Source organism: Pseudomonas fluorescens (genome assembly GCF_902497785.1).
Taxonomy (GTDB): domain Bacteria; phylum Pseudomonadota; class Gammaproteobacteria; order Pseudomonadales; family Pseudomonadaceae; genus Aquipseudomonas; species Aquipseudomonas fluorescens_BO.
This window is the reverse complement of the sequence record NZ_CABVHK010000010.1, coordinates 50229-76766: the sequence shown is the minus strand read 5'-3', so window position 1 is coordinate 76766 and position 26538 is coordinate 50229. Positions and strand designations below refer to the sequence as shown.

At 59.5% G+C, this 26538-nt stretch carries 19 protein-coding genes; 12 read left to right on the top strand and 7 right to left on the bottom strand.

From position 1 onward, the window contains the following. Positions 1–82: 82 nt before the first annotated feature. Positions 83–1870 carry an ABC transporter transmembrane domain-containing protein gene (locus tag F8N62_RS16330; protein ID WP_191632394.1) on the top strand — a complete coding sequence of 596 codons (1788 nt, stop codon included), beginning with the start codon at positions 83–85 and terminating at the stop codon, positions 1868–1870. A 137-nt stretch (positions 1871–2007) separates the two neighbouring features. Here F8N62_RS16330 and F8N62_RS16325 read toward each other — a convergent pair whose 3' ends face one another. After that, entirely contained in the window at positions 2008–3936 is a 1929-nt protein-coding gene (locus F8N62_RS16325) for a transglycosylase SLT domain-containing protein (protein ID WP_150711641.1), read from the bottom strand. A 213-nt stretch (positions 3937–4149) separates the two neighbouring features. Between F8N62_RS16325 and F8N62_RS16320 the strand changes: the two genes are divergently transcribed. Continuing rightward, a complete protein-coding gene (locus F8N62_RS16320; RefSeq protein ID WP_150711640.1) occupies positions 4150–6069 on the top strand; it encodes an ATP-binding cassette domain-containing protein in 1920 nt (639 codons plus the stop codon). A gap of 189 nt (positions 6070–6258) precedes the next feature. Here F8N62_RS16320 and F8N62_RS16315 read toward each other — a convergent pair whose 3' ends face one another. Further along, positions 6259–6699, bottom strand: a complete 441-nt coding sequence (locus F8N62_RS16315; RefSeq protein ID WP_150711639.1) for a universal stress protein — start codon at positions 6697–6699, stop codon at positions 6259–6261. 104 nt (positions 6700–6803) lie between these two features. On the opposite strand from F8N62_RS16315, the gene F8N62_RS16310 reads away from it, so the two are divergent. The 7 genes from F8N62_RS16310 (at position 6804) to F8N62_RS16270 (ending at position 15362) form a co-directional block, all read left to right on the top strand. After that, on the top strand, positions 6804–7241 hold the full coding sequence (locus F8N62_RS16310) for a hypothetical protein (protein WP_150711638.1): 438 nt from the start codon (positions 6804–6806) through the stop codon (positions 7239–7241). 626 nt (positions 7242–7867) lie between these two features. Then, entirely contained in the window at positions 7868–10015 is a 2148-nt protein-coding gene (gene fadB / locus F8N62_RS16300; protein WP_150711637.1) for a fatty acid oxidation complex subunit alpha FadB, read from the top strand. Between the two features lie 32 nt (positions 10016–10047). Continuing rightward, positions 10048–11223 carry an acetyl-CoA C-acyltransferase FadA gene (fadA, locus tag F8N62_RS16295; RefSeq protein ID WP_008028488.1) on the top strand — a complete coding sequence of 392 codons (1176 nt, stop codon included), beginning with the start codon at positions 10048–10050 and terminating at the stop codon, positions 11221–11223. 99 nt (positions 11224–11322) lie between these two features. Continuing rightward, positions 11323–11559: a DUF1653 domain-containing protein gene (locus tag F8N62_RS16290; protein ID WP_150711636.1), complete on the top strand. Its 237-nt coding sequence runs from the start codon at positions 11323–11325 to the stop codon at positions 11557–11559. Positions 11560–11673: 114 nt separating this feature from the next. Next, complete coding sequence (topA, locus tag F8N62_RS16285; RefSeq protein WP_150711635.1) at positions 11674–14301, top strand: type I DNA topoisomerase; 2628 nt, start codon at positions 11674–11676, stop codon at positions 14299–14301. Positions 14302–14456: 155 nt separating this feature from the next. Then, positions 14457–14981: a DUF6586 family protein gene (locus tag F8N62_RS16275; protein ID WP_150711634.1), complete on the top strand. Its 525-nt coding sequence runs from the start codon at positions 14457–14459 to the stop codon at positions 14979–14981. 147 nt (positions 14982–15128) lie between these two features. Further along, entirely contained in the window at positions 15129–15362 is a 234-nt protein-coding gene (locus F8N62_RS16270) for a hypothetical protein (protein ID WP_150582097.1), read from the top strand. An 84-nt stretch (positions 15363–15446) separates the two neighbouring features. On the opposite strand, the gene sulA is transcribed toward F8N62_RS16270, so the two are convergent. Both sulA and lexA read right to left on the bottom strand, forming a co-directional pair. Next, complete coding sequence (gene sulA / locus F8N62_RS16265) at positions 15447–15920, bottom strand: SOS-induced cell division inhibitor SulA (protein WP_150711633.1); 474 nt, start codon at positions 15918–15920, stop codon at positions 15447–15449. A 10-nt stretch (positions 15921–15930) separates the two neighbouring features. Continuing rightward, positions 15931–16539 (bottom strand): transcriptional repressor LexA, encoded by a 609-nt coding sequence (gene lexA, locus F8N62_RS16260; protein ID WP_046026989.1) that lies wholly within the window; start codon positions 16537–16539, stop codon positions 15931–15933. A gap of 229 nt (positions 16540–16768) precedes the next feature. Here lexA and psrA point away from each other — a divergent pair, with 229 nt between their 5' ends. The 3 genes from psrA to F8N62_RS16245 all read left to right on the top strand — a co-directional run bounded on the left by psrA (position 16769) and on the right by F8N62_RS16245 (position 19395). Further along, on the top strand, positions 16769–17476 hold the full coding sequence (gene psrA / locus F8N62_RS16255) for a transcriptional regulator PsrA (protein ID WP_150711632.1): 708 nt from the start codon (positions 16769–16771) through the stop codon (positions 17474–17476). A 158-nt stretch (positions 17477–17634) separates the two neighbouring features. Next, positions 17635–18645: a beta-N-acetylhexosaminidase gene (gene nagZ / locus F8N62_RS16250; protein ID WP_150711631.1), complete on the top strand. Its 1011-nt coding sequence runs from the start codon at positions 17635–17637 to the stop codon at positions 18643–18645. A gap of 12 nt (positions 18646–18657) precedes the next feature. Continuing rightward, a complete protein-coding gene (locus tag F8N62_RS16245; RefSeq protein ID WP_150711630.1) occupies positions 18658–19395 on the top strand; it encodes an S-methyl-5'-thioinosine phosphorylase in 738 nt (245 codons plus the stop codon). Between the two features lie 107 nt (positions 19396–19502). Here the strand turns inward: F8N62_RS16245 and F8N62_RS16240 are convergent, their stop codons facing one another. Genes F8N62_RS16240 through mfd form a run of 3 tightly spaced genes read right to left on the bottom strand, consistent with a single transcriptional unit; the run spans position 19503 to position 26224 of the window. Next, on the bottom strand, positions 19503–22187 hold the full coding sequence (locus F8N62_RS16240) for a DEAD/DEAH box helicase (protein ID WP_150711629.1): 2685 nt from the start codon (positions 22185–22187) through the stop codon (positions 19503–19505). A gap of 10 nt (positions 22188–22197) precedes the next feature. Continuing rightward, complete coding sequence (locus F8N62_RS16235) at positions 22198–22764, bottom strand: CsiV family protein (RefSeq protein ID WP_150711628.1); 567 nt, start codon at positions 22762–22764, stop codon at positions 22198–22200. A gap of 10 nt (positions 22765–22774) precedes the next feature. Continuing rightward, positions 22775–26224 carry a transcription-repair coupling factor gene (mfd, locus tag F8N62_RS16230; RefSeq protein WP_150711627.1) on the bottom strand — a complete coding sequence of 1150 codons (3450 nt, stop codon included), beginning with the start codon at positions 26222–26224 and terminating at the stop codon, positions 22775–22777. Between the last annotated feature and the right edge of the window lie 314 nt (positions 26225–26538).

Here is a 26538-nt window from a genome sequence, read left to right as displayed (position 1 = left end):
ACATAATTAACCTGACTCATTGTGATTTACAGAGTTCCCCCCCATTGAGCAATCAGGCTTGCCCCATCAATTGCGTAACCGGATGAACCCGATGCTTTCTGCCCGTCACCGCCGCGCGATACGCCTCACCAGCCGCTTCCTGGTGCCCTATCGCTGGCCAGCCCTCGGCGCCTTGCTCGCGCTGATCGTCACGGCCGGCATCACGTTGTCCATGGGGCAGGGCATTCGATTGCTGGTTGATCAGGGGTTCATGACCCAGTCACCGCACTTGCTCAACCAGACCATCGGCCTGTTCATGCTGCTGGTGATCGGCCTGGCGGTCGGCACCTTTGCGCGTTTTTATCTGGTGTCGTGGATCGGCGAGCGCGTGGTGGCCGACATCCGCCGTCAGGTGTTCAACCATCTGGTTTATCTGCACCCGGGGTTCTACGAAAATAACCGCAGCTCCGAAATCCAGTCGCGGTTGACCGCCGACACCACGTTGCTGCAATCGGTGATTGGCTCCTCGCTGTCGCTGTTTCTGCGCAACCTGTTGATGGTGATCGGCGGGATCGTCCTGCTGTTTATCACCAACCCCAAACTCACCAGCATCGTGGTCGTCGCGTTGCCGCTGGTGATCGCGCCGATCCTGATTTTCGGGCGCCGCGTGCGCAGCTTGTCGCGCCAGAGTCAGGACCGGATTGCCGACATCGGCAGCTACGTCTCCGAGACACTCGGCCAGATCAAAACCGTGCAGGCCTACAACCATCAGGTCCAGGACGAGCAGCGATTTGCGGTGACCGTGGAGGAAGCGTTCAACACCGCGCGCAAGCGAATCTTTCAGCGGGCCTGGTTGATTACCCTGGTGATCGTGCTGGTGCTGGGCGCGGTCGGTGTCATGTTGTGGGTCGGTGGCATGGACGTGATGGCCGGGCGGATTTCTGCCGGCGAACTCGCGGCGTTTGTGTTCTACAGCCTGATCGTCGGCAGCGCGTTTGGCACCTTGAGCGAAGTGATCGGCGAGTTGCAGCGCGCCGCCGGGGCCGCTGAACGGATTGCCGAGCTGTTGCGATCCGAGAATATTATTCAGCCACCGACCACAGGTCTGGTGACCTTGCCGGAGCGGGTTTCGGGGAATTTACTGCTGCAAGACGTGCGCTTTTCCTACCCCTCGCGCCCAGAAAGCTTTGCCGTCGATGGCTTGAATCTGACCGTCAAGGCCGGCGAAACCCTCGCGCTGGTTGGGCCATCCGGTGCCGGCAAGTCGACGGTCTATGACCTGCTGCTGCGCTTTTACGACCCTGCCGAAGGACGCATCCTGCTCGACGGCGTGGCGCTGACTCAGCTTGATCCGCTGGACTTGCGCCGGTGCTTCGCCCTGGTCTCGCAAAACCCTGCGCTGTTTTTCGGCAGCATCGAAGAGAACATTCGCTACGGCAACCCGACAGCGAGTCTGAAACAGGTTCAGGAAGCTGCGAAGATCGCCTACGCCCACGACTTTATCGAAGCCATGCCCGACGGCTACCAGACCCACCTTGGCGACGGCGGCCTCGGTTTATCCGGCGGCCAGCGCCAACGCCTGGCCATCGCTCGCGCGCTGCTGGTAGACGCGCCGATCCTGCTGCTCGACGAAGCCACCAGCGCCCTCGACGCCCAAAGCGAACACTTGATCCAGCAAGCCCTGCCCAGCCTGATGAAAAACCGCACGACGCTGGTCATCGCCCATCGCCTGGCGACCGTGAAAAACGCCGACCGGATTGCGGTGATGGATCAGGGGAAACTGGTTGCGGTGGGCACGCATCAAGAACTGATCGCGAGCAATGCGTTGTATGCGCGCCTGGCGGCATTGCAGTTTAACGATGACAAGGCTGAACTCGATCTGCACGCGTAGGAGCCGCGTAGGAGCTGTCGAGTGCAACGAGGCTGCGATCTTTTGATTTTGACCTTTAGCGGTATGTGCGAAAAGATCGCAGCCTCGCTTCACTCGACAGCTCCTACGCAGCTCCTACGCAGCTCCAGTATCACCTGTTATTGATCATCAAAATACCGCTCATGCCAATCCACCAGCGGCTGCGGAGAATTGAGCTTCTGGCCGTAAATCACCGAGTACGACAACACGTTCTGCACGTACTGGCGGGTTTCGTCGAACGGAATACTTTCTACCCAGACGTCGAAGCTCAGGTGGTCTGCACCGCGCAGCCACTGGCGCACGCGGCCCGGGCCGGCGTTGTAGGCGGCTGAGGCGAGGACCCGGTTGCCGTTGAACTGGCTGTGCACCTGGCTCAGGTACGCGGCACCGAGCTGAATGTTCTTGTCCGGATCGAACACTTGCTGCGGTGAGGCTAGCGGAATGCTGAACTTGCGCGCAGTTTCCTTGGCGGTGCCGGGCATCAGTTGCATCAGGCCGCTGGCGCCGACGCCGGAGCGGGCGTCGGCCATGAACGCACTTTCCTGACGAGTGATCGCGAAGACCCAGCTCGAGTGCAGGCCACGCACCTTGGCTTCACGCACCAGGGTTTCGCGGTGCGCCATCGGAAAACGAATATCCAGGTCATCCCAATACTGCGCCTGGCTGATGGTGCGGATCGCCGGGAAATACCACTTCAAGTCGAAGGCCAGTTTCGCCTGGGCGACCATTTCGTCACGGTTAAAGTGGCGGCTGACGTGATACCACTCGCGGCGACCGTCAACGATCTGCCCACGGGCGTGGAATTCCAGGGCGCGGCGCACGCCCGGGGTGTTGCGTACCTTGTTGATCAGCGCCTGGCTCAGCACCAGTGGTTTGTTGTTCAGCGAGTACGGCAGTTGCGAGCGGTCAGCGGCGAGGAAGCCGTAGAAATCACGCTCGCGGGCCAGGCCTTTATACAGCGTCTGCGCTTCCGGGTTCTGCGGTTGAGCCAGTTCCAGGCTGCGCGCCTGCCAGTAACGCCAGCGGTTGGTGGTCGACAGGTCCTGAGGCAGGCGACGCGTCAACTGATAGGCATCGTCCCAGCGAGCCAGGCGCAACAACAGGCGCAAGCGCCATTCCGACACGGTGTTGTCGCGCAGTTCCGGATCGTATTTGGTCATCACGTCCAGTGCGCGCGGGTCGAAACGCCGGGCCAGGGTCAACCCTATTTCACGGGCAATCGCGACTTTCTCGTCGCGGGAGAAATGCATGCTGCTGGCATACCCGTCGAGCAGGTTCATGGCCCTGTCCGGGTCCTGTTTGGCCAGGCGGCGCAGGCCGAGACTGACCACGTCGGACATCGGTTCGTCAGCCGGGGTGAAGCGCGACGGCTGGTTCAGCAGTTCAGGTTTTTGCGCCACATCCACCAGCAAACGGCCGCGTGAGGCGAGGGTGGTCAGGCCGTTGACCAAGCTGTTGGCCAGCGGATAGTTGCGTGCCTGAGCGGCCAGCTTCGTGCGCTCCCAGCGTTTCTGCTCGGTCAACTGACCTTCGGCGGCCCACTGGCCGAACAGTGCGTCGCAGGTGGCGGGTTGGGATTTGCCGGTCAGCCAGAGTTTGTTGGCATTGGCGTAACCTTCGGTTTTGAGGTTATGGCCAATCTGATACTGCGCATTCAGGCAGTCCAGCTCGGTGAAGTTCAGCTTGGGGTCGTAATACTTGACGAACGTTGCCCAATCGCCGCGCTCGGCCAGCCAGCGCAACCAGCGCAGCTTCATCCAGTTGGCTTGCGGCAGGTCACCGTGTTCGGCGAGGAATTTCTCGATTTCGGCGTTGCTGGCGGTTTTCAGGCGTGCGGTAAGTTCGTCGTAAGCCAGATAGGGTTCCAACGGATAGTCCCTGAGCGCCTGGCTGTAACGGAAATAGGGGCCGGTATCACCCTTGGCCAAGGCACGCTTGGCTTCATCGTAATACTGGCGCTGGGTGGACAGGTCCACCGCCTGGGCGGTTTGAACGGCAGTGGCGGAAAGAAGCAAACAGGATAAAAGACTGAAAAGGCGACTGCGCATGAGACATCCGGGCAGAGAAATCATGACAAGTGCAGGCAATGCCCGCACTGAATAATCTGTAGCTTAGCCTTTTGCCAGCAACGGGCGAAAGCTTTGCCGGCCTGTCAGCATCAGTTCGCAACATTTGTCATGCAGAGTGTCGCGAAGGTGAAATTGCCGGCCTTCTGAAGCCTCAAGTCAGGTAGAATGCGCGCCCGGTTTTTGGAGAAGCTCATGACCCTGCTCAAATTCAGCGATGTGTCCCTTGCTTTCGGCGCTATGCCGTTGTTGGACAAGGTGTCCTGGCAGATCGCCCGTGGTGAGCGGGTGTGCATCATCGGCCGCAACGGCACTGGCAAGTCCAGCATGATGAAGCTCGTCAAGGGCGACCAGAAGCCCGATGAAGGCTCCGTTTGGCGTGCGCCCGGCCTCAAAATTGGCGAATTGCCGCAAGAATTGCCGGTGGCCGACGAGCGGACCGTGTTCGACGTGGTGGCCGAAGGCCTGGACGGTGTTGGCGAGCTGCTCGCGCAGTATCACCACCTGAGCCAGAACATCGTCACCGACGCGGATCTGGACAAACTGATGCACGTCCAGCACGACCTCGAAGCCCGTGACGGCTGGCGTTTGCAGCAACTGGTGGACAGCACGTTGAGCCGTCTGCAGTTGCCGGCCGACAAGACCCTCGCCGAATTGTCCGGCGGCTGGCGTCGTCGCGTCCTGCTGGCCCAGGCCCTGGTGTCCGAGCCGGATCTGCTGCTGCTCGACGAACCGACCAACCACCTGGACATCGGCGCCATCGCCTGGCTCGAAGAAGCGTTGAAGGATTTCCAGGGCGCCGTGCTGTTCATCACGCACGACCGTTCTTTCCTGCAAAACCTCGCGACCCGCATCCTCGAACTGGATCGCGGCGGCCTGATCGACTGGAACGGCGACTACGCCAGCTTCCTCGTGCACAAAGAAGCCTCGCTGGCCGCTGAAGAAACCGCCAACGCGCTGTTCGACAAGAAACTGGCCCAGGAAGAAGTCTGGATCCGCCAAGGCATCAAGGCCCGTCGCACCCGTAACGAAGGCCGCGTGCGCGCATTGAAAGCCCTGCGCGTCGAGCGTAGCGAACGTCGCGAGCGCACCGGCAAGGCCAACATCCAGCTGGACACCGCCGACAAGTCCGGCAAGCAGGTGATGGTCCTCGAGAACGTGAGTTTCGCGCATCCGGGTGGCCCGTTCCTGATCAAGGATTTCTCGATGGTCCTGACGCGCGGCGACCGTATCGGTCTGCTCGGCGCCAACGGTACCGGCAAGACCACACTGCTGAAACTGATGCTCAGCGGTCTGCAGCCGACCAGCGGCACAGTGGAAGAGGGGACGCGCATCGACGTGGCCTACTTCGACCAGTTGCGCCATCAGTTGGACCTGGAAAAAACCGTGATCGACAACGTGGCCGAAGGTCGCGATTTCATCGACATCGATGGTCAGAGCCGTCACGTACTCAGCTACCTCGGCGACTTCCTGTTCAGCCCGCAGCGTGCCCGCACGCCGGTCAAGGCGCTGTCGGGTGGTGAGCGTGCGCGCCTGTTGCTGGCGAAACTGTTCAGCAAGCCAGCCAACCTGCTGGTCCTCGACGAACCGACCAACGACCTCGACGTGGAAACACTCGAATTGCTCGAAGAGGTTCTGCTGACCTTCAACGGCACCGTGCTGATGGTCAGCCACGACCGGGCATTCCTCGACAACGTGGTCACCAGCACCCTGGTCTTCGAAGGTGAAGGCAAGGTTCGCGAATACGTCGGTGGTTATCAGGACTGGCTGCGTCAGGGCGGCTCGCCGCGTCTGTTGGGCGTGACCGAAAGCAAATCCGGCAAGGCTGACCTGAACTCTGCCGTTGTCTCGGCCGAGCCTGCGCCAGTCGCTGCCGCCGTCGAAGCACCGGTGGCGAAGAAGAAGCTCAGCTACAAGTTGCAGCGCGAGCTGGAAATGTTGCCGGCCCAGATCGAAGCCATGGAGCAGCAGATCGCTGCAGTTGAAGCGCAGATGGCGGATGGCGGTTTTTATCAGCGTCCGGCTGCCGAGACGGCTGCGGTGATCGCTCAGCTTGAGCAGTTGCAGGCCGAGCACGACGTGATGGTCGAGCGTTGGGCCGAGCTGGATGCCTGATTGATCCAGTAACAAAAAAGCCCGGCGTTCAGTGATGAATGCCGGGCTTTTCGTATGTAATGCGATCTGCAAACTGGCGCGGATCCTGTGGGAGCGAGCTTGCTCGCGATGGCGGACTGACAGTCAACAAAAGTGTTGAATGCTCGATCGCCATCGCGAGCAAGCTCGCTCCCACACTGGGACGGTGTGTCAGCTTTTCTTTTGCAGGCGCACCGCAAGCACATCGCAAGGTGCACCGTGCAGCACGTCATTGGCGGTGGAGCCCAGCAGCAATGCCAGGCCATGCCGGCCATGGCTGCCGACCACGATCAGGTCGCAGGTTTGTTCCTTGGCCAGATGGTGAATCTCCTGTCGGGGTTGGCCGTAGGTCAGGTGGCTGTATTCTTTGGAGAGTTCCGGATACTTCACGATCAGTCGATCCAGGCGCTCCTTGGCCTGATCAAACTGCTGCTGTTGCAGTTGCGACAGGTCCATCGGCACGTCGCCACCAAAGGCCATGGCCATCGGCTCGACAATGTGTACCAGAGACAACTTCGCACCATTGCTCACCGACAATTCGCGAGCGCGGTGGATTACAGGATCGCACTCTTCGGTTAGATCTACAGCGACCAGAATGTGGGTGTAGGGCATGAGGTGCTCCTCCTGAGGATTGCAATATTGGTAAGTATGGCTGGTTTCAAGCGCATTGGTTTCAAAGTGATCCAAAGCGCTCATCAAGAATCGGGAGTACAGATATGACGGTCTGGATAGTGGTGTCAATCCTGTTAGTGGTTCTGAGCCCGCTGGCATGGTTGCGGCCGTCCCGTGGTCAGAGCGGACGGATGGCTTTGCGCATGGAGGCGCGACGCATTGGCCTGGCCATGCAATTGGCACCTCAGGAATGGCCGCACTGGCTCAGCCAGGAGCCGCCCAGCCCCTGCGCGCAGTACCATCGCCCGCGTCGCGGCAATCAGCCGGCGTGCTGGAGTTACTGGCAGAAGTCACCGGGAATGTGGGTGAATCAGTGGCAGGAAGCCTGTGAGGATCGGGCGCTGCTCAATTATTTCGAGAAATTGCCGGCCAACGTCTACAAAGTCGAAGCCGACAAGCAAATGATCACCTTGTATTGGGGCGAGAAGGGCGAAGCGACGGTTTTGCAACAAATCGATGCAACCCTCAAAGCCCTCGCCTGACCACGATCCCTTGTAGGAGCGAGCTTGCTCGCGAAAAACCTGAGAACACCGCTGATTGTCAGGCACCCAGCGTTATCGTTGGCGACCATCGCGAGCGAGCTCGCTCCTACAGGAGGCGTATCCGCATTGTCTGGGCAATAAAAAGCCCGACATTCATCATCGGGCTGGAGTTGGCCAGGCAGGCCGGAAATTCGGTGTTGGCTGATCTTACGCTGGGCATTCGCCAATAGCGTTCAAATTTTTTTCAACGTCTGCGCTAGCGTAGCCCTTTAAACAAAGGCTGCCGCGAATTAGGGCGACTTTTCTAACTATTGATTCTATGAATGACTTCGCATGCATGCGCGTGTTGCAGGGCTACGTCCTACAGAAATGACCGGAAAGTCGCGTTTCAACCCGTATTTTGGGCGATTGACAATTGTCGGAAATTCCGTGAAGGTGACGTACCCAAATCAAACGGGCGTATGAATTGAGCGTTTGTATTGCAAACGGCTCCTACAGAATCCCGACTATCGCGTTGGCGGGTGTGTCGGGTGGATGAGCGTAGCATCGACGGTAAACGTCACTGCCAAGCCATCCGCCTGCGTCCGACGTGTACTGTTCAGCTTCCATATCGTGGAGATCAGTTGATGATTTACGAAGGTAAAGCCATCACGGTTACGGCTCTTGAAAGTGGCATCGTCGAATTGAAATTCGACCTCAAGGGTGAGTCCGTCAACAAGTTCAACCGTCTAACCCTGAACGAATTGCGTCAGGCCGTAGACACCATCAAGGCAGATGCTTCGATCAAGGGTGTGATCGTCAGCAGCGGCAAGGACGTGTTCATCGTCGGCGCCGACATCACCGAATTCGTCGAGAACTTCAAGCTGCCTGATGCAGAGCTTGTTGCTGGCAACCTGGAAGCCAACAAGATTTTCAGCGATTTCGAAGACCTCAATGTCCCGACTGTCGCCGCGATCAACGGCATCGCCCTGGGTGGCGGTCTGGAAATGTGCCTGGCGGCGGACTACCGCGTCATGTCCGTCACGGCCAAGATTGGTCTGCCGGAAGTCAAGCTGGGCATCTACCCGGGCTTCGGCGGCACCGTGCGTCTGCCGCGCCTGATCGGTGCCGACAATGCGATCGAGTGGATTGCCGCCGGCAAGGAAAACCGTGCTGAAGACGCGCTGAAAGTCGGCGCAGTGGACGCCGTGGTTGCCCCTGAGAAACTCCAGGAAGCCGCTCTGGAACTGATCAAACGCGCCATCTCCGGCGAATTTGACTACAAGGCCAAACGTCAGCCGAAGCTGGAAAAGCTGAAGCTGAACGCCATCGAACAGATGATGGCTTTCGAAACCGCCAAAGGTTTCGTGGCAGGCCAGGCTGGCCCGAACTACCCGGCGCCGGTTGAAGCCATCAAGACCATCCAGAAAGCGGCGAACTTCGGTCGCGACAAAGCGCTGGAAGTCGAAGCTGCGGGTTTCGTCAAACTGGCCAAGACCTCTGCCGCGCAGAGCTTGATCGGTCTGTTCCTGAACGATCAGGAGTTGAAGAAGAAGGCCAAGGCCTACGACGAAATCGCCAAAGACGTGAAGCAGGCTGCCGTACTGGGCGCCGGCATCATGGGTGGCGGTATCGCGTATCAGTCGGCCTCCAAAGGCACGCCGATCCTGATGAAAGACATCAACGAGCACGGTATCGAGCAAGGCCTGGCAGAAGCCGCCAAGTTGCTGGTGAGCCGCGTTGATAAAGGTCGCATGACCGCAGCGAAAATGGCTGAAGTGCTCAACGGCATTCGTCCGACCCTGTCCTACGGTGACTTCGGTCACGTCGACCTGGTCGTCGAAGCTGTTGTCGAGAACCCAAAGGTCAAGCAGGCCGTTCTCGCTGAAGTCGAAGACAAGGTCAAAGAGGACACCATCCTCGCGTCCAACACCTCGACCATTTCCATCACCTTGCTGGCCAAGGCCCTCAAGCGTCCGGAAAACTTCGTCGGCATGCACTTCTTCAACCCGGTGCACATGATGCCGCTGGTTGAAGTGATTCGCGGCGAGAAGTCCAGCGAACTGGCTGTTGCCACCACCGTGGCCTACGCCAAGAAAATGGGCAAGAACCCGATCGTCGTCAACGACTGCCCGGGCTTCCTGGTCAACCGCGTCCTGTTCCCGTACTTCGGTGGTTTCGCCAAGCTGGTCAGCGCCGGTGTGGACTTCGTGCGCATCGACAAGGTCATGGAAAAATTCGGCTGGCCAATGGGCCCGGCGTACCTGATGGACGTGGTCGGCATCGACACCGGTCACCACGGTCGTGACGTCATGGCTGAAGGCTTCCCGGACCGCATGAAAGACGACCGTCGTTCGGCGATCGATGTGCTCTACGAAGCCAAGCGCCTGGGCCAGAAGAATGGCAAGGGTTTCTACGCCTACGAGACCGACAAGAAGGGCAAGCAGAAGAAAGTTGCCGATCCTTCGGTGCTGGAAGTGCTCAAGCCGATCGTTTACGAGCAGCGCGAAGTCACTGACGAAGACATCATCAACTGGATGATGATCCCGCTGTGCCTGGAGACCGTGCGTTGCCTGGAAGACGGTATCGTCGAGACCGCTGCCGAAGCCGACATGGGTCTGGTCTACGGCATTGGCTTCCCTCCATTCCGTGGCGGTGCGCTGCGCTACATCGATTCGATCGGTGTCGCCGAGTTCGTTGCCCTGGCTGACCAGTACGCTGATTTGGGCGCGCTGTACCACCCGACCGCAAAACTGCGTGAAATGGCCAAAACCGGCCAACGGTTCTTCGGTTAAGCGTCCCAACACTTGAGCGAGAGTGAAATTTTATGAGCTTGAATCCAAGAGACGTCGTGATTGTCGACTTCGGTCGTACTCCGATGGGCCGCTCCAAGGGCGGCATGCACCGCAACACCCGCGCTGAAGACATGTCGGCGCACCTGATCAGCAAATTGCTGGAACGCAACGTCAAGGTCGACCCGAACGAAGTCGAAGACGTGATCTGGGGCTGTGTGAACCAGACCCTGGAGCAGGGCTGGAACATCGCCCGCATGGCATCGTTGATGACGCAGATCCCGCACACCGCTGCCGGCCAGACCGTCAGCCGCCTGTGTGGCTCGTCGATGAGCGCGCTGCACACTGCCGCGCAAGCGATCATGACCGGCAACGGTGACGTGTTCGTCGTCGGCGGCGTTGAGCACATGGGCCACGTGAGCATGATGCACGGCGTCGATCCGAACCCGCACATGTCGCTGTACGCGGCAAAAGCCTCGGGCATGATGGGCCTGACCGCTGAAATGCTCGGCAAAATGCACGGCATCACTCGCGAACAGCAGGACGCTTTCGGCGTGCGCTCCCACCAGCTCGCCCACAAGGCAACTGTGGAAGGCAAGTTCAAAGACGAAATCATCCCGATGCAGGGCTATGACGAGAACGGTTTCCTGAAACTGTTCGACTACGACGAAACCATTCGTCCGGAAACGACCCTGGAAAGCCTGGCGGCGTTGAAGCCAGCGTTTAACCCGAAGGGCGGCACCGTGACAGCCGGTACCTCGTCGCAGATCACCGACGGTGCTTCGTGCATGATCGTGATGTCGGCGCAACGTGCACAGGACCTGGGCATCCAGCCTCTGGCGGTGATTCGTTCGATGGCAGTGGCAGGTGTAGACCCGGCAATCATGGGCTATGGTCCAGTACCGGCGACCCAGAAAGCCCTGAAGCGCGCAGGCCTTGGCATTAACGATATCGACTTCTTCGAACTCAACGAAGCTTTCGCCGCACAGGCTCTGCCCGTGTTGAAAGATCTGAAAGTGCTCGACAAGATGAACGAGAAGGTTAACCTGCACGGCGGCGCCATTGCCCTGGGTCACCCGTTCGGCTGCTCCGGTGCGCGTATTTCCGGCACGCTGTTGAACGTGATGAAGCAAAATGGCGGCACCTTCGGGGTAGCTACCATGTGCATTGGTCTCGGCCAAGGCATCTCCACCGTCTTCGAACGCGTTTAAGCGTTCCGTTGACGGAAGCCGGGGCCAAGTGCCCCGGTTTTTGTTTTTCTGAATTTATTTTTGTTTTTTTTTTGAAAAGATTTGAGAGAGGGCCAAAGCATGCCGATACAACCTGGGCTCTACCAACATTACAAAGGTCCGCAGTACCGCGTATTCAGTGTTGCGCAGCACTCGGAAACCGAAGAACAAGTGGTCTTCTACCAAGCCCTGTATGGCGATTACGGCTTTTGGGTGCGTCCCTTGAGCATGTTCCTGGAGTCGGTCGAGGTTGACGGCGAACAGGTGCCACGCTTTGCTTTGGTGCAGGCCGAACCGAGCCTTTTTTCGAAGCCATAAGCTGAGTGCGCGCAATACCCTGCGCTTGACCTCATCTTGTAGCCACTATATATAGCGGTGCCGCGTCAGGCGCCAACCGCCTTTCACTTCTAGAATTCAGGAATTTTCTGATCCATGGGCAAATCGCTGGTCATTGTGGAATCCCCGGCTAAGGCCAAGACCATCAACAAGTATCTGGGTAACCAATACGTGGTGAAGTCGAGTATCGGCCATATCCGAGACCTGCCCACCAGCGGTTCGGCTAGCGCCAGCAAAGAGCCAGCCGCCAAGCGCGGCAAGGCCGCCGCGGGTGAAGGTCCGGTGCTCACGCCGAAAGAGAAGGCGCGCAAGCAGCTGGTCTCGCGCATGGGTGTCGATCCCGATCATGGCTGGAAAGCCAAGTACGAGATCCTCCCGGGCAAAGAGAAGGTCATCGAAGAGCTGCGCCGGCTCGCCAAAGATGCTGACACCATCTATCTCGCAACCGACTTGGATCGCGAGGGGGAAGCCATTGCCTGGCACCTGCGCGAAGCCATCGGTGGTGACGACAGCCGCTACAAGCGCGTGGTCTTTAACGAAATCACCAAGAAGGCGATTCAGGAAGCCTTTTCCAAGCCGGGCGAGCTGGACATCGACCGTGTAAACGCCCAGCAGGCGCGTCGATTCCTCGACCGCGTGGTGGGTTACATGGTTTCGCCGCTGCTGTGGGCGAAGATCGCGCGAGGCCTGTCTGCCGGTCGCGTGCAATCGGTTGCGGTAAAACTGGTGGTTGAGCGTGAGCGCGAAATCCGTGCGTTCAATCCGGAAGAATACTGGGAAGTCCACGCTGACCTCGGCACCGCCAAAGGCGCTACCGTGCGCTTCGACGTGGCTCGTGAAAAAGGCGAAGCCTTCAAGCCGCTGAACGAAGCCCAGGCCATGGCCGCGCTGGAGAAGCTCAAGGCTTCCAGCTACAGCATCGTCAAGCGTGAAGACAAACCGACCAGCAGCAAACCGTCGGCGCCGTTCATTACGTCCACCTTGCAGCAGGCCGCGAGTAACCGCCTGGGCTTCGGTGTGAAGAAAACCATGATGATGGCCCAGCGTCTGTACGAAGCGGGCTACATCACGTACATGCGTACCGACTCCACCAACCTCTCGGCCGATGCCGTGACGATGGCGCGCTCTTATATTGAAAGCGAGTTCGGCAAGAAATACCTGCCGGAAAATCCGAACGTCTACAGCAGCAAGGAAGGCGCACAAGAGGCTCACGAAGCGATTCGTCCGTCTGACGCCAACACCGAGCCAAGCAAGCTGTCGGGCATGGAGCGTGATGCAGAGCGGCTGTACGAGCTGATCTGGCGCCAGTTCCTCGCCTGCCAGATGTTGCCCGCGCAATACCTGTCGACCACCGTCACTGTCGGTGCCGGCGACTTCGAGCTGCGCGCCAAGGGCCGTATCCTGAAGTTCGACGGTTACACCCGCGTCATGCCGCAAATTGCCAAGCCTGGCGATGACGACGTGCTGCCGGATATGGCTCAGGGCGATGCGATGAAGCTGATCAAGCTTGATCCGACCCAGCACTTCACCAAGCCACCGGCGCGTTACTCGGAAGCGAGCCTGGTTAAAGAAATGGAAAAACGCGGTATCGGTCGTCCTTCGACTTATGCAGCAATCATTTCGACCATTCAGGACCGCGGCTACGTGGCGCTGCACAACCGTCGTTTCTACTCGGAAAAGATGGGGGACATCGTTACCGAGCGTCTGTCCGAGAGTTTCTCCAATCTCATGGACTACGGCTTCACCGCCGGCATGGAAGAGAATCTCGATGACGTGGCACAGGGCGAGCGCGACTGGAAAAGCGTGCTCGACGAGTTTTACGGGGACTTCAAGAAAAAGCTCGAAGTAGCGGAAAGCCCGGAAAGCGGCATGCGTGCCAACCAGCCGGTGATGACCGACATTCCGTGCCTGACCTGCGGTCGTCCGATGCAGATTCGTACCGCCTCGACCGGCGTTTTCCTCGGTTGCTCGGGTTACAGCCTGCCGCCGAAAGAGCGCTGCAAGGCCACCGTCAACCTGGTGCCGGGCGATGAAATCGCCGCGGACGACGAGGGTGAGTCGGAATCGCTGGTGCTGCGTGGCAAGCATCGTTGCCCGATCTGCAGTACGGCAATGGATGCTTACCTGCTCGACGAAAAGCGCAAGCTGCACATCTGCGGTAATAACCCGGATTGCGCTGGCTATGAGATCGAAGAGGGTACTTACCGCATCAAGGGCTATGAAGGTCCGAGCCTGGAATGCGACAAGTGCGGCAGTGAGATGCAACTCAAGACCGGCCGTTTCGGCAAGTTTTTCGGTTGCACCAACGCAACCTGCAAAAACACCCGCAAACTGCTGAAAAGCGGCGACGCGGCGCCGCCGAAAATGGACCCGGTGAAGATGCCCGAGCTGAAATGCGAAAAGGTCAACGACACTTACATCTTGCGCGATGGTGCTTCCGGGCTGTTCCTGGCCGCGAGCCAGTTCCCGAAAAACCGCGAGACCCGTGCACCGCTGGTCATGGAAATCGTGCCGCACAAGGATGAGATCGATCCGAAGTACCACTTCCTCTGCGAAGCGCCGAAGAAAGACCCGGATGGGCTGCCTGCGGTGATTCGATACAGCCGCAAGACCAAAGAGCAGTACGTACAGACGGAAGTCGACGGTAAGCCGACTGGCTGGAAGGCGTTCTATGATGGTGGCAAATGGAAGGTCGAGGACAAGCGACCGGCTGCGAAGGTTTAAAATCGCAAGACCTTGTAGGAGCGAGCTCGCTCGCGATGAACCTGAGAGCGCCGCGGGGTGTCAGGCATCCCGCGTTATCGTTGACGTCCTTCGCGAGCAAGCTCGCTCCTGCATGACCGGCGTGAAGCAATTATTTCGTTGTGGAGGCTGCCGTCATGGCCCACGAACTTTATACCCGTACCAACCAGAAGATCTATTTCGCCGGCTTGTCGCTAGAAGCGCTGGCCAAAGCCGAAGAGGGGCGGGCGATGAATTCCCTGGCGCTGATTCAGGCCGGGCGCGAATCGGCATTGTTTCATCTCTACGGAGCGCTGCTGGGGCTGTGTCACGAAATTGCCGGTTTCTATCGTTTGCCTCAGGCCAATGCGCCTCGGGCAGAGCTGCTGTTGACCCGGGAAGTGCTGGACACCATCGCTATTCCTGAAATGGCTGAGATGGTCGAACTGGCGCAAAATCCGGAAACCTGGCTGGCCAAGCTGTTGTCTGCTCATGCGGCGTTGTTTCAGCCGCCACGTGCGCCGCACAAGCCCAAGGGCGATGTGATGCAGCCGCTGATTCTGGCCGTTAATCTGGATGAGGAAGACGCGCCAGAGGAGCTGAGTCGGGACGAGTTGGAGAGCTGGCGTCAGAACCTCAAAGGCTTGGCAATCCGCTTTCGCGAAGGTTTGAACGAGTGCTGAGAAATCGTGTGTTTGACGGACGGTGCTGAAAGGTTCAGGTATTGGTGCTGTCAGAAATTTCTCTTCGTAAAAGCATCTGGTCAAGATCCCGAGCGAAGCCTGGCCGATGCCTATATAATCCCCGCCTTTCGTGGAGAACAGACCTTTATGCCAACGTCCTTTCTAGAAATTGTTGAGTTGCCAGACGGCCGAATCGAGCTGCGAAGGGCTGAGGACGAGGGTTCTCTGGTTACTTTGGATTTCTCCGAGGATGCCAAGGCGTTCCTGCAAGGTCAGCATGTGGAAGTCGCCAAGGCGATGTTGAGCGTTGGCGTACAGATGGCCGGCCGCTTGGTTGAAGGTGATTTCACTACGGACGAGAGTTCTCGAGTCCTTCATTGATCCCGTTCGTCACTTTGTTTGATCTCTTTCTGATCGGCTTCTCTATCCCTGGAGAAGCCCGGCGTTGCCCAACGCACGCTTCGTTTAACCCAGTCGAATATTCAGACTTTGTGCATCCCCGGTCCGGGCTGCGCTGATCAGCTGTTGCCGCGAGGTTGTGCTCAGCGGATTGAGCCAGCTGACGACGGTGTGACTGCGGCCTAGGCGAAGTGCTTCGCAGGTCAGCTGGTGTGCACTCTGGGCGCCGCGTGGTTGCAGCAACAGAATGCGTTCTCGATTAAGACCCGCGTCCCGTAGCCAAGCCTGTGTCAGGCTGGCGGGCGGAGCAATCAGAGTCAGCCATCGCGCGTCCTGGTCCTCGCTCAACTCTCTGAGAATCGGCGCCAGAAGGTTAAGGCAGTTCCCGGCCGCACCACGCAATGACAGCTCACTGAAAACATCAGGCTCGGCGCTCCAGGGCGACTCGACCACGTCTTTCAGAATTGGCGCCATCGGCTGCACCATGAACGCTTCGAACAACGGCAGTTGGGCTTGCTGTGATGTATGTGGGAACTGCATAAAGCCTCCTTTAGCGGCGAATAACGCCGACACTCAAGCCTTCGATTACCAGTTCCTGATCTTTCAGGTTGACTTCGATAGGGGCGAACTCAGGGTTTTCGGCGATTAGCCAGACTTTGCTGCCATCACGCTTGAAGCGTTTGACTGTCACTTCGTCGCCGATCCGTGCCACCACGATCTGGCCGTTTCGGGCTTCGCGGGTGGTGTGGACAGCCAGCAGGTCGCCGTCGAAAATGCCCACGTCCTTCATGCTCATGCCATGGACGCGCAGCAAATAGTCGGCACGAGGATGGAAGAAGGCTGGATTGATGTTGCAGGACTCTTCGATGTGTTGCTGGGCAAGAATCGGTGCCCCCGCCGCCACTCGACCGATGATCGGCAGGGTAGAGTCGTCGGCCTTGGCTTCGAAACCGGGAATACGGATGCCGCGGGAAGCCCCCGGGGTCATCTCGATCGCACCCTTGCGAGCCAGCGCCTTGAGGTGTTCTTCCGCCGCATTTGGCGATTTGAAACCCAGTTCCTGAGCGATTTCCGCGCGGGTCGGCGGGTAGCCGTTGTCTTCTAGGCAGCGTTTGATGAAGGCCAGAATCTCTGCTTGGCGTGGCGTCAGCTTTAGCATATTGATCGCTCTGTCTTTTTATACAGTGACTGGGATTATATACAGTGAAAGCATCTTGGCAATGCCCGTTTTTTTGCCGGCCGCCAGACGGTCAATCAGCCGCCTGATTAACAGTGCGCAGATGTATGCTTAAATAGCTGACCGACCATTCCCAAAACGAACCGCCAGGCTTGACAAGGCCAGGGCTGAAACGTATGTTTCAAACAAGTGTTTGTCAGGCGGAGTAGCCATGGCCCAGTCGGAAACCGTTGAACGCATTCTCGATGCTGCCGAGCAGTTGTTCGCGGAAAAAGGTTTTGCTGAAACCTCGTTGCGTCTGATCACCAGCAAGGCCGGTGTCAACCTGGCGGCGGTGAATTATCATTTCGGCTCGAAGAAGGCGCTGATTCAAGCCGTCTTCTCCCGCTTTCTCGGACCGTTCTGCCTCAGCCTCGACAAAGAGCTGGAGCGGCGCCAGGGCAAGCCTGAAAACAAGCCGTCGCTGGAAGAACTGCTGGAAATTCTCGTCGAGCAAGCCCTGGTGGTGCAGCCACGCAGCGGCAACGATCTCTCTATCTTCATGCGATTGCTGGGACTGGCGTTCAGTCAAAGTCAGGGTCACTTGCGTCGTTATCTTGAAGACATGTACGGCAAGGTGTTCCGCCGCTATATGATGCTGGTCAACGAAGCCGCGCCGCGGATTCCGCCGATCGAATTGTTCTGGCGTGTGCACTTCATGCTCGGTGCCGCCGCGTTCAGCATGTCCGGTATCAAAGCCCTGCGCGCAATTGCCGAGACCGATTTCGGGGTCAACACGTCAATCGAACAGGTCATGCGGCTGATGGTGCCATTCCTGGCGGCCGGCATGCGCGCTGAAACCGGCGTTACCGACATGGCCATGGCCACCGCGCAGTTGCGTCCGCGCAGCAAATCGACACAGGTTGCCGCCAAGGTTTGACCGCACACGGGTGGGCGCGGCAGCTGACATCCGCTAAGCTAGCCGCCCATGCCGACTCTCGTTCTGAACTCACTCCCCATTATTTTCGCCGACCTGCCGGGCAAAGCCCCCTGCGGCGAATGCGTGCGAGTCGAATTCATCGTTACCAAGGAATCTCTATGACTGCTGGTCTGCAAGGCTCGTTGATGGTGGACGTCGCCGGTACCTGGCTGACGGCCGAAGATCGCCACTTGTTGCGGCAGCCCGAAGTGGGTGGCCTGATCATTTTTGCGCGCAATATCGAAACCCCGCGCCAAGTGCGCGAACTGAGCGCCTCGATTCGCGCCATTCGCCCCGATTTGCTGTTGGCGGTGGATCAAGAGGGTGGCCGGGTACAGCGCCTGCGCCAGGGTTTCGTGCGACTGCCAGCCATGCGCGCCATCGCTGACAATCCGAATGCTGAATACCTGGCCGAGCAGTGCGGCTGGATCATGGCGACTGAGGTGCTGGCGGTCGGCCTCGACTTGAGCTTCGCCCCGGTGCTGGATCTGGATTACCAGCGCAGCGCCGTGGTCGGCACCCGCTCGTTCGAAGGTGACCCTGAACGCGCCGCGCTGCTGGCCGGTGCATTCATCCGCGGTATGAACAGCGCCGGCATGGCCGCCACCGGAAAACACTTTCCCGGCCACGGCTGGGCCGAGGCGGATTCCCATGTGGCGATCCCGAATGACGAGCGTAGCCTCGATGAGATCCGCGCCAACGACCTGGTGCCGTTCGCCAGGTTGAGCAAGCAATTGGCCGCCGTCATGCCGGCCCATGTCATTTACCCGCAAGTCGATTCCCAGCCCGCCGGGTTCTCCCGTCGCTGGCTGCAGGACATCTTGCGCGGGGAGCTGCAATTCGACGGCGTGATCTTCAGCGACGACCTGTCGATGGCCGGTGCTCACGTGGTCGGTGATGCCGCCAGTCGTATCGAAGCGGCGCTGACCGCCGGTTGCGACATGGGCCTGGTGTGCAACGACCGCGCCGCTGCGGAACTTGCGCTGAGCGCGGCCCAGCGTCTGAAGGTCAAGCCGTCCGAGCGCATAGCGCGGATGCGCGGCCAGTCGTTCGCCAACACTGAATACCGTCAAGACCCGCGTTGGCTGACCGCCATTGGCGCGCTCAAAGACGCTCAACTGATTGGATAAGGATTTGTCGTTATGACGGTTTACGCGATTATCGGTGGCACCGGCCTGACTCAGCTCGAAGGCCTGAACATTCGGCAGTCATTGGCAGTGGACACCCCCTACGGCGCTCCTTCAGCCGAAGTGCAGATCGGTGAGTACGCCGGCAAGGAGGTGTTGTTCCTCGCACGCCATGGCCATCCTCACCGTTTCCCTCCGCACCAGGTGAACTACCGCGCGAACCTGTGGGCGCTGAAGCAGGCGGGCGCCGAGGCGATCCTTGCGGTCAATGCGGTAGGCGGCATTCATGCCGCGATGGGCACCGGGCATTTCTGCGTGCCACATCAGCTGATCGACTACACCAGCGGTCGCGAACACACCTATTTCGCTGATGACCTTGAACAGGTGACCCACATCGATTTCAGCTATCCCTACAGCGAACCGCTGCGTCAGCAGTTGATCGCGGCGTTGGCGGCTGAAGGCGTCGATTACAGCAGCCAGGGTGTGTACGCCTGCACTCAGGGGCCACGTCTGGAAACCGTCGCTGAAATCGCAAAACTCGAACGTGACGGTTGCGACATCGTTGGCATGACCGGGATGCCGGAAGCGGCACTGGCGCGTGAGCTGGAGCTGGATTACGCCTGCCTGGCGCTGGTGGTGAACCCGGCAGCGGGGAAGTCGACGGCGGTGATCACCATGGCCGAGATCGAGCAGGCGCTGCATGACGGGATGGGGAAGGTAAAGTCGACGTTGGCGCGGGTGTTGAAGGGCTGAGACAGGTCTTTACGCCGAGTCGATTCCTTCGTCGGATCGCCGCCCGGATCGCCGCCCGGATCGCCGCCCGGAGCGGTGATCCGACGAAGGCGATCTGACAACCGCCGCTACTTCTCCAGCTTCTCCGGCAACGGCGCAAACAACGCTTCAATATCATCATTCTGCAGTTTCCAGTCCCCGGCCTTGCGCCCATCCAGCACGCCCGCTGCCAGGTCGGACTTTTCCTTCTGCAGGTGCTGAATCTTCTCTTCCACCGTGCCCCTGGCAATCATCTTGTAGACGAATACCGGTTTCTCCTGACCAATACGATACGCGCGGTCAGTCGCCTGGTTTTCCGTAGCCGGGTTCCACCACGGGTCGTAATGGATCACCGTATCCGCTTCCGTCAGGTTCAAGCCCACACCGCCGGCCTTCAGACTGATCAGAAAGATCTGACGCTTGCCGCTCTGGAAGTCCTTCACTGGCGTACGCCGATCACGGGTCTGTCCAGTCAACAGCGCATACTCAACGCCACGTTTCTTCAACTCGACTTCGATGAGCGCAAGCATCGATGTGAATTGCGAAAACAGCAAAACCCTTCGACCTTCCTCGAACAACTCCTCCAACATTTCCATCAGGCTATCCAGCTTGCCCGACGTGCTGCCGCGCGTTGGCAGGGCAGCGTCGTTGACCAGACGTAAATCGCAGCACACCTGGCGCAGCTTCAACAGCGCTTCCAGAATGATGATCTGGCTGCGTGCCACGCCTTTTCGGGTGATCTCGTCGCGCACCTTTTTATCCATGGCCAGGCGCATGGTTTCGTACACATCCCGCTGGGCTTCGTTGAGCTCGACCCAATGGATAATCTCCGTCTTCGGTGGCAATTCCGTCGCCACTTGCTCTTTGGTCCTGCGCAACAGAAAGGGTTTGATCCGACCATTGAGGTGCTGAAGTCGTACTTCGCTGGCGCGCTTTTCAATGGGCACGCGGTAGTCGCGGTTGAAGCTTTTCACGTCGCCGAGCCAGCCGGGCAGCAGGAAGTGAAACAGCGACCACAGTTCGCCCAGATGGTTTTCCAGCGGCGTCCCACTCAGGCACAAACGCTGGCGCGCATTCAGTTCCCGCGCAGCCTGGGCGGCTTTGCTGTTGGGGTTCTTGATGTATTGCGCTTCGTCCAGCACTAGCACATGCAACGGCTGCGCGGCCAGGCGTTCGACATCCTTGGGCAGTAGCGCATAAGTGGTGAGGATCAGGTCGTAGTCGGCCAGTTGGTCAAAGTGCTTTTTACGACTGGCGCCGTACAGGGCCAGCACTTTCAGCTGCGGCGTGAAGTGCGCGGCTTCGTCGAGCCAGTTCGGAATCAGGCTGGTGGGCATCACCACCATGCACGGCCGATCAAGCCGCCCGGCATTCTTTTCGCTGAGAACGTGCGCCAGGGTTTGCAGGGTTTTGCCCAGCCCCATGTCGTCCGCGAGAATTCCGCCGACTTCCAGCTGCCGCAACGACTGCATCCAGCTCAAGCCTTCCAGCTGATACGGACGCAAGGTCGCGTTCAGGCCGTCGGGGGCTGTCGCGGTGTAGTCCTTGATGTCGCGCAAACGCTGGGCAAAGGTGCGGATCTGCTCGCCGCCTTCCCAAAGCAGCGGCATGTCTTCCAGCGGGTTCAGGCGAATCGCGTCGGCCTTGCTCAGGCGCAACGTGGTTTCGCCGGGCTCTTGCAGGTAGAACTCGCCGAGGGTCGCCAGCACCGGTTTCAAACGGCCGAAGGGCAAGGCGACCTGCAGCGGGCCATGTTCAGAGTTTGGGCGATGGGGGATGTTGACCAGGATCAGCTCGTCGTCGCGCCGACGGGCGAGGCGTTCCGGGTTGAGGATTTCAGTGTGGGAGCGCATCAGGTTCAGCAGGATCGGTAGCAGGCTCAGGCGCTCGCCGTTGACGATGATTCCCAGCTCCAGATCAAACCAGTCGCGCTCCGGCGCCTGTTCGACGGTGGCGTACCAGTCGTCCACGGCGGTCAGGTCGAAACCGAAATCCTCGTCAATCTGCAATTCCCAGCCTTGAGTCCGCAGCTTCGGCAACTCATTCAGGGTGAAAGTCAGCCAGGCACTGTCGTTGACCATCTCGTAGAGTTCGCCCGCACTTTCCGGCAAGGCCTTGCTTTGCCGCGTAGCGATCTTGAAGCCGAGGATTCGCAACTGTTCCCTGTAGGCCTGTTCGACTTCCGGGTGGCGTTTTATCCGTAATGTCTGGGTTTCCTGGCGAATCAGGACATCGGCGTTTTTCTGCCCGCTGACATATTCATCCAGATAACTGAAGGACAGCGCCGCGCGATGCTGGATGTAGCGTTGCATTTTGCCGTTGCGCGGTTCGAAGGCACTGAACTCGATGCTTGCCAGCCACAGGCGCGGCACCGGTTGCACGTTGTCCACCAACACGTGTGGGGGCGCCTTCGGACTGCGGTTTTCCAGGACGGCCTGCAGCTTTTCCAGCAGCTCGGCATCTTGCGCGGCGGCGGGGTAGGCCAGCGTTTCCTGCACTTTGAGCAGCACCGCAGCGCAGTGTTTGCAGTTGCTGCGGACCGGGCAGGTGCAGGTGGCGTCGACCATCAGCAACGTAGATTTGGCCGACTCGCGTAGGCGAATGGTCTGACGATAAACGTTACCGCCGGAGCCTTCGCACGCGGCAGTAATGGTGGCGTCGCCGACCTCGACAATCCTGACGCGATTCTCCACGGCGTAGCGACGGCCACGCTCCAGGCTCTGTTCCTTGAATCGGCTGACCCATGAAGGTGCGAGGGGTTTGCTCAGGGTCATAGGGACTCAATCAGTCCGGAATTTCATCGGGGACTGGCCGAGGCGCAGGGGCGGTGAGCGAGGTGATCTTGATCAGCAGGCCGAGGTGGCCGTTGTCGAGGAAGTTCAGCTGGCCGTTCTTGGTGTGGCTTTCCTGCTTGAGGCGTTCGCTGGCAGTGACCAGGCCGTTGGCGTCGATCTGGTTGACCCAGAAGTCTGCATCAACATCGGTGAAACGTCCCAGCTTCAGATTCAGCGTGCCCTCGATCGGGAACTGGCCGAACTGCTCCGTTCCTTCGCTGATCGCGACTTTGCTGGCTTCTTCACCCAGGTTCTGCTGCCATGCCTTGTGTAGCAACACCGAGTATTCGTTGCTCGCGGTGAGCTTTTCCACCTCACCATTCAGGCTCGGTGTGCGCAGGTTTTCCGGGCTGATGCGCTGGGCACCGGCGTCCCAGTCTTCCGGCGCGGCGCGGCTGACGATGGCGGGCACGGCGTTCTGCCGGACCAGAATCATTTCAATCTGATACAGGTCATCGGCAAACGCCGTGGGGGCGACCAGGGTTGTCAGCAAGGTCAGTAAACGAAACAGGCGCATGCGGCGTCCTTCAAGCAGTTTTCGGGATAAGGCATTCAAGCAGTGCCTCTACAGTATTAAAGCGCTCTTCGGGGCGCTCCATCGGAACCATGAATTTGAACATCGTGGCGCCTTCGAATTTGTAGCGTTTTGGCTGGCCCTGAATCAATTTGATCAGCGTCAGAGGATCGACCGGCGTCTGCGCCGCGAACTCGATCCGGCCACCTTGCGGGCCGCCGTCGACTTTCTTGATGCCCAACAGCTCGGCCTGCAACTTCAGCGCGGTAATGCGCATCAGGTTCTTGGTCGGCTCCGGCAGCAGGCCGAAACGGTCGATCATTTCCACTTGCAGGTCCTTCAGGCCTTCCTCATCGGTGGCCGAGGCAATGCGTTTGTAGAGAATCAGTCGGGCATGCACGTCCGGCAAATAGTCCTCGGGAATCAGCGCCGGAACGCGCAGATTGACTTCCGGACCACCGCCCAGCGGTTGATCGAGATTCGGTTGCTCGCCTTTGCGGATCGATTTCACCGCGCGTTCGAGCATCTCCATATAGAGCGTGAAACCGACCGCCTGGATCTGCCCGCTCTGCCCATCGCCGAGCAATTCACCGGCGCCACGGATTTCCAGGTCGTTGGTGGCGAGCACGAAGCCCGCGCCGAGGTCCTGGGTGTTGGCGATCGCTTCCAGACGCTTTTCCGCATCCGGGGTGATTTGCTGGCGCGGCGGTGTCAGCAGGTACGCGTACGCCTGGTGGTGACTGCGACCGACACGGCCACGCAACTGGTGCAGTTGCGCCAGGCCGAATTTATCGGCGCGCGCGATGATGATGGTGTTGGCGCTCGGCACGTCGATGCCGGTCTCGATGATGGTCGAGGCGATCAGCACATTGAAGCGCTTGTGATAGAAGTCGCTCATCACCTGTTCGAGTTCGCGTTCGCGCATCTGCCCATGGCCGATGCCGATCCGCGCCTCCGGCACCAGTTCGGCTAGGTCGGCGGCGCATTTCTCGATGGTCTTCACGTCGTTGTGCAGGTAATAGACCTGGCCGCCACGCAGCAATTCACGCAGCAGGGCCTCTTTGACCGTGCTCTTGTTCTGCTCCATGACGAAGGTGCGCACCGACAGGCGACGGGCCGGCGGTGTCGCGATGATCGACAAATCGCGCATGCCCGACACCGCCATGTTCAGGGTGCGCGGAATCGGCGTCGCGGTGAGCGTGAGGATGTCGACTTCGCTGCGCAGGGCCTTGAGCTGTTCTTTCTGACGGACACCAAAACGGTGCTCTTCGTCGATGATCACCAGCCCGAGGTTTTTGATTTTTACGTCGTCCTGCAACAGCTTGTGCGTGCCGATCACGATGTCGATCTTGCCCTCGGCGAGGTCGGCGACGGCGGCATTCACTTCCTTGGTCGACTTGAAGCGGCTCATCACTTCGACGGTCACCGGCCAGTCGGCGAAGCGGTCGCGGAAACTGTTGTAGTGCTGCTGGGCGAGCAGGGTCGTCGGCACCAGAATCGCGACCTGCCGGCCGCCGTGGACCGCAATGAACGCCGCACGCATCGCCACTTCGGTCTTGCCGAAACCCACGTCGCCGCACACCAGGCGGTCCATCGGTTTCGGTGCAAGCATGTCGGCGCGCACGGCGTCGATAGTGGTTTGCTGGTCGGGGGTTTCTTCGAACGGGAAACCGGCGCTGAAGGTCGCGTAATCGGCTTTCGGGTCTGCGAAGGCATACCCTTCGCGGGCGGCGCGACGGGCGTAGATGTCGAGCAATTCGGCGGCGACGTCACGCACCTGTTCGGCGGCTTTGCGCTTGGCTTTCTGCCAGGTTTCGGAACCGAGGCGGTGCAGCGGCGCCAGCGCATCGTCGCTGCCGGTGTAACGCGCGATCAGGTGCAGGTTGGCCACTGGCACGTACAACTTGGCGCCTTCGGCGTATTGCAGGGTGAGGAATTCGGCGGCCTGATCGTCGATTTCCAGTGTCGCAAGCCCCAGGTAACGGCCGACACCGTGGTCAATGTGCACCACCGGCGCGCCTTCGCGCAGTTCGGTGAGATTCTTGATGACCGCATCGTTGTTGGCGTCGGTGCGTTTTTCCCGCCGACGGCGCTGCATGACACGCTGGCCGAACAACGGGCTTTCGGCCACGAGCGCGAGGGCCGGGTCGTCGAGCACCAAGCCTTCGTCGAGCGGCGCAATGGTGATCGCCAGGCGTTCCTTGCTGGCCACGAAGTCCGGCCAGCTGTCGACGGTTTTCGGCCGCAGCTTCAGGCGTTCGAGCAATTCCAGCAGCACTTCGCGACGACCCGCAGACTCGGCGGTGAACAGCACGCGACCGGGAAATTCGTCAAGGAAACCCGCAAGCGCGGCCAGCGGCTGAGTGGCCTTGGCTTCGATGGCCAGGTCGGGCAATGCCCGAGCGGGGAAGCGTTCGCGGCCGACACCGGTTTCCACGTCCTGTTGACTGGCCACTACGCGCGGCCAGTTCTTCAGGCGCGCAAAGCAATCCTCCACTGGCAGGAACAATTCGGCCGGTGGCAATAAAGGACGGGCAGGGTCGACGCGGCGTTCTTCATAGCGATTGCGCACGTCGTTCCAGAAATTTTCCGCCGCTTGCTCAATGCCCGGCAGGGAAAACACTTGGGTGTCTTGCGGCAGGTAATCGAAGAGCGTGGAGGTTTCGTCGAAGAACAACGGCAGGTAGTACTCGATGCCCGCCGGTGTAATCCCGCTGCTCAGATCCTGAAAGATCGGGCAGCGGCGGAAGTCGACATCGAAGCGCTCACGGAAGCGCGCCTTGAACCGGGTGACCGCATCTTTTTGCAACGGGAACTCGCGGGCCGGCAACAGGCGCACGGTGTCCACCTTATCAATGGAGCGCTGGTTTTCCGGATCGAAGGTACGCAGCGTTTCGATTTCGTCATCGAACAGGTCGATGCGAAACGGCAGTTTGCTGCCCATCGGGAACAGATCGATGAGCGAACCGCGGACGGTAAATTCGCCATGCTCGTAAACGGTATCGACATAGCGATAGCCGCTGGCTTCAAGCCGGGTGCGCATCTGCTCGACATCAAGCTTTTGTCCGACGTCCAGCACCAGACTGCTGCCGAGCAGGAATTTGGTCGGTGCCAGGCGATGCAGCGCCGTGGTGATCGGCACTACCAACACACCGTGACTCAGCTCCGGCAACCTGTACAAGGCCGCGATGCGCTGGGAAATGATGTCCTGGTGCGGCGAAAACAGATCGTAGGGCAGGGTTTCCCAGTCCGGGAAATGCAGCACAGGCAAATCCGGGGCGAAGAAACTCAGCTCCTGTTCCAGCCGTTCGGCACTTTGGCTGTCGGCGGTCAGCAGCAGGGTAAAGCGCTTGGCAGCGCTGGCAGCCTCGGCGATGGCCAGGCTCAGGGCGGCACCGGGCAGGTTGCCCCAGTGCTGTTTACCTGCCGCGGCAGGGAGAAGCGGTAGACGCAGAACGGGCACGGAAGGTTGAGCTCCAAGCGTTGCGACAAAGTCGGTAATTGTAGCGGTCCCGGGTGCCGCCTGTCAGTTGCTGACTGTGTCTATTACGCAGGTTTGGCGAAATGTAGTGGTAAAGACAAAATCGGCCGGTTTTTTACGGAAAATCACTGATTATGTAGTGGCAAAACGGTCGAGTGTTACGGAGGGTTACGGATAAGACAGCGGTGTCTCGAAAAAATCGACTGCGCTGAAACCCGCGGTTTTACTGGGCTCCGTCAGTGCCGGATTTTTTTTAACGGAAATTTGTTACGGATCGCACGACAGGCGCGCATTGC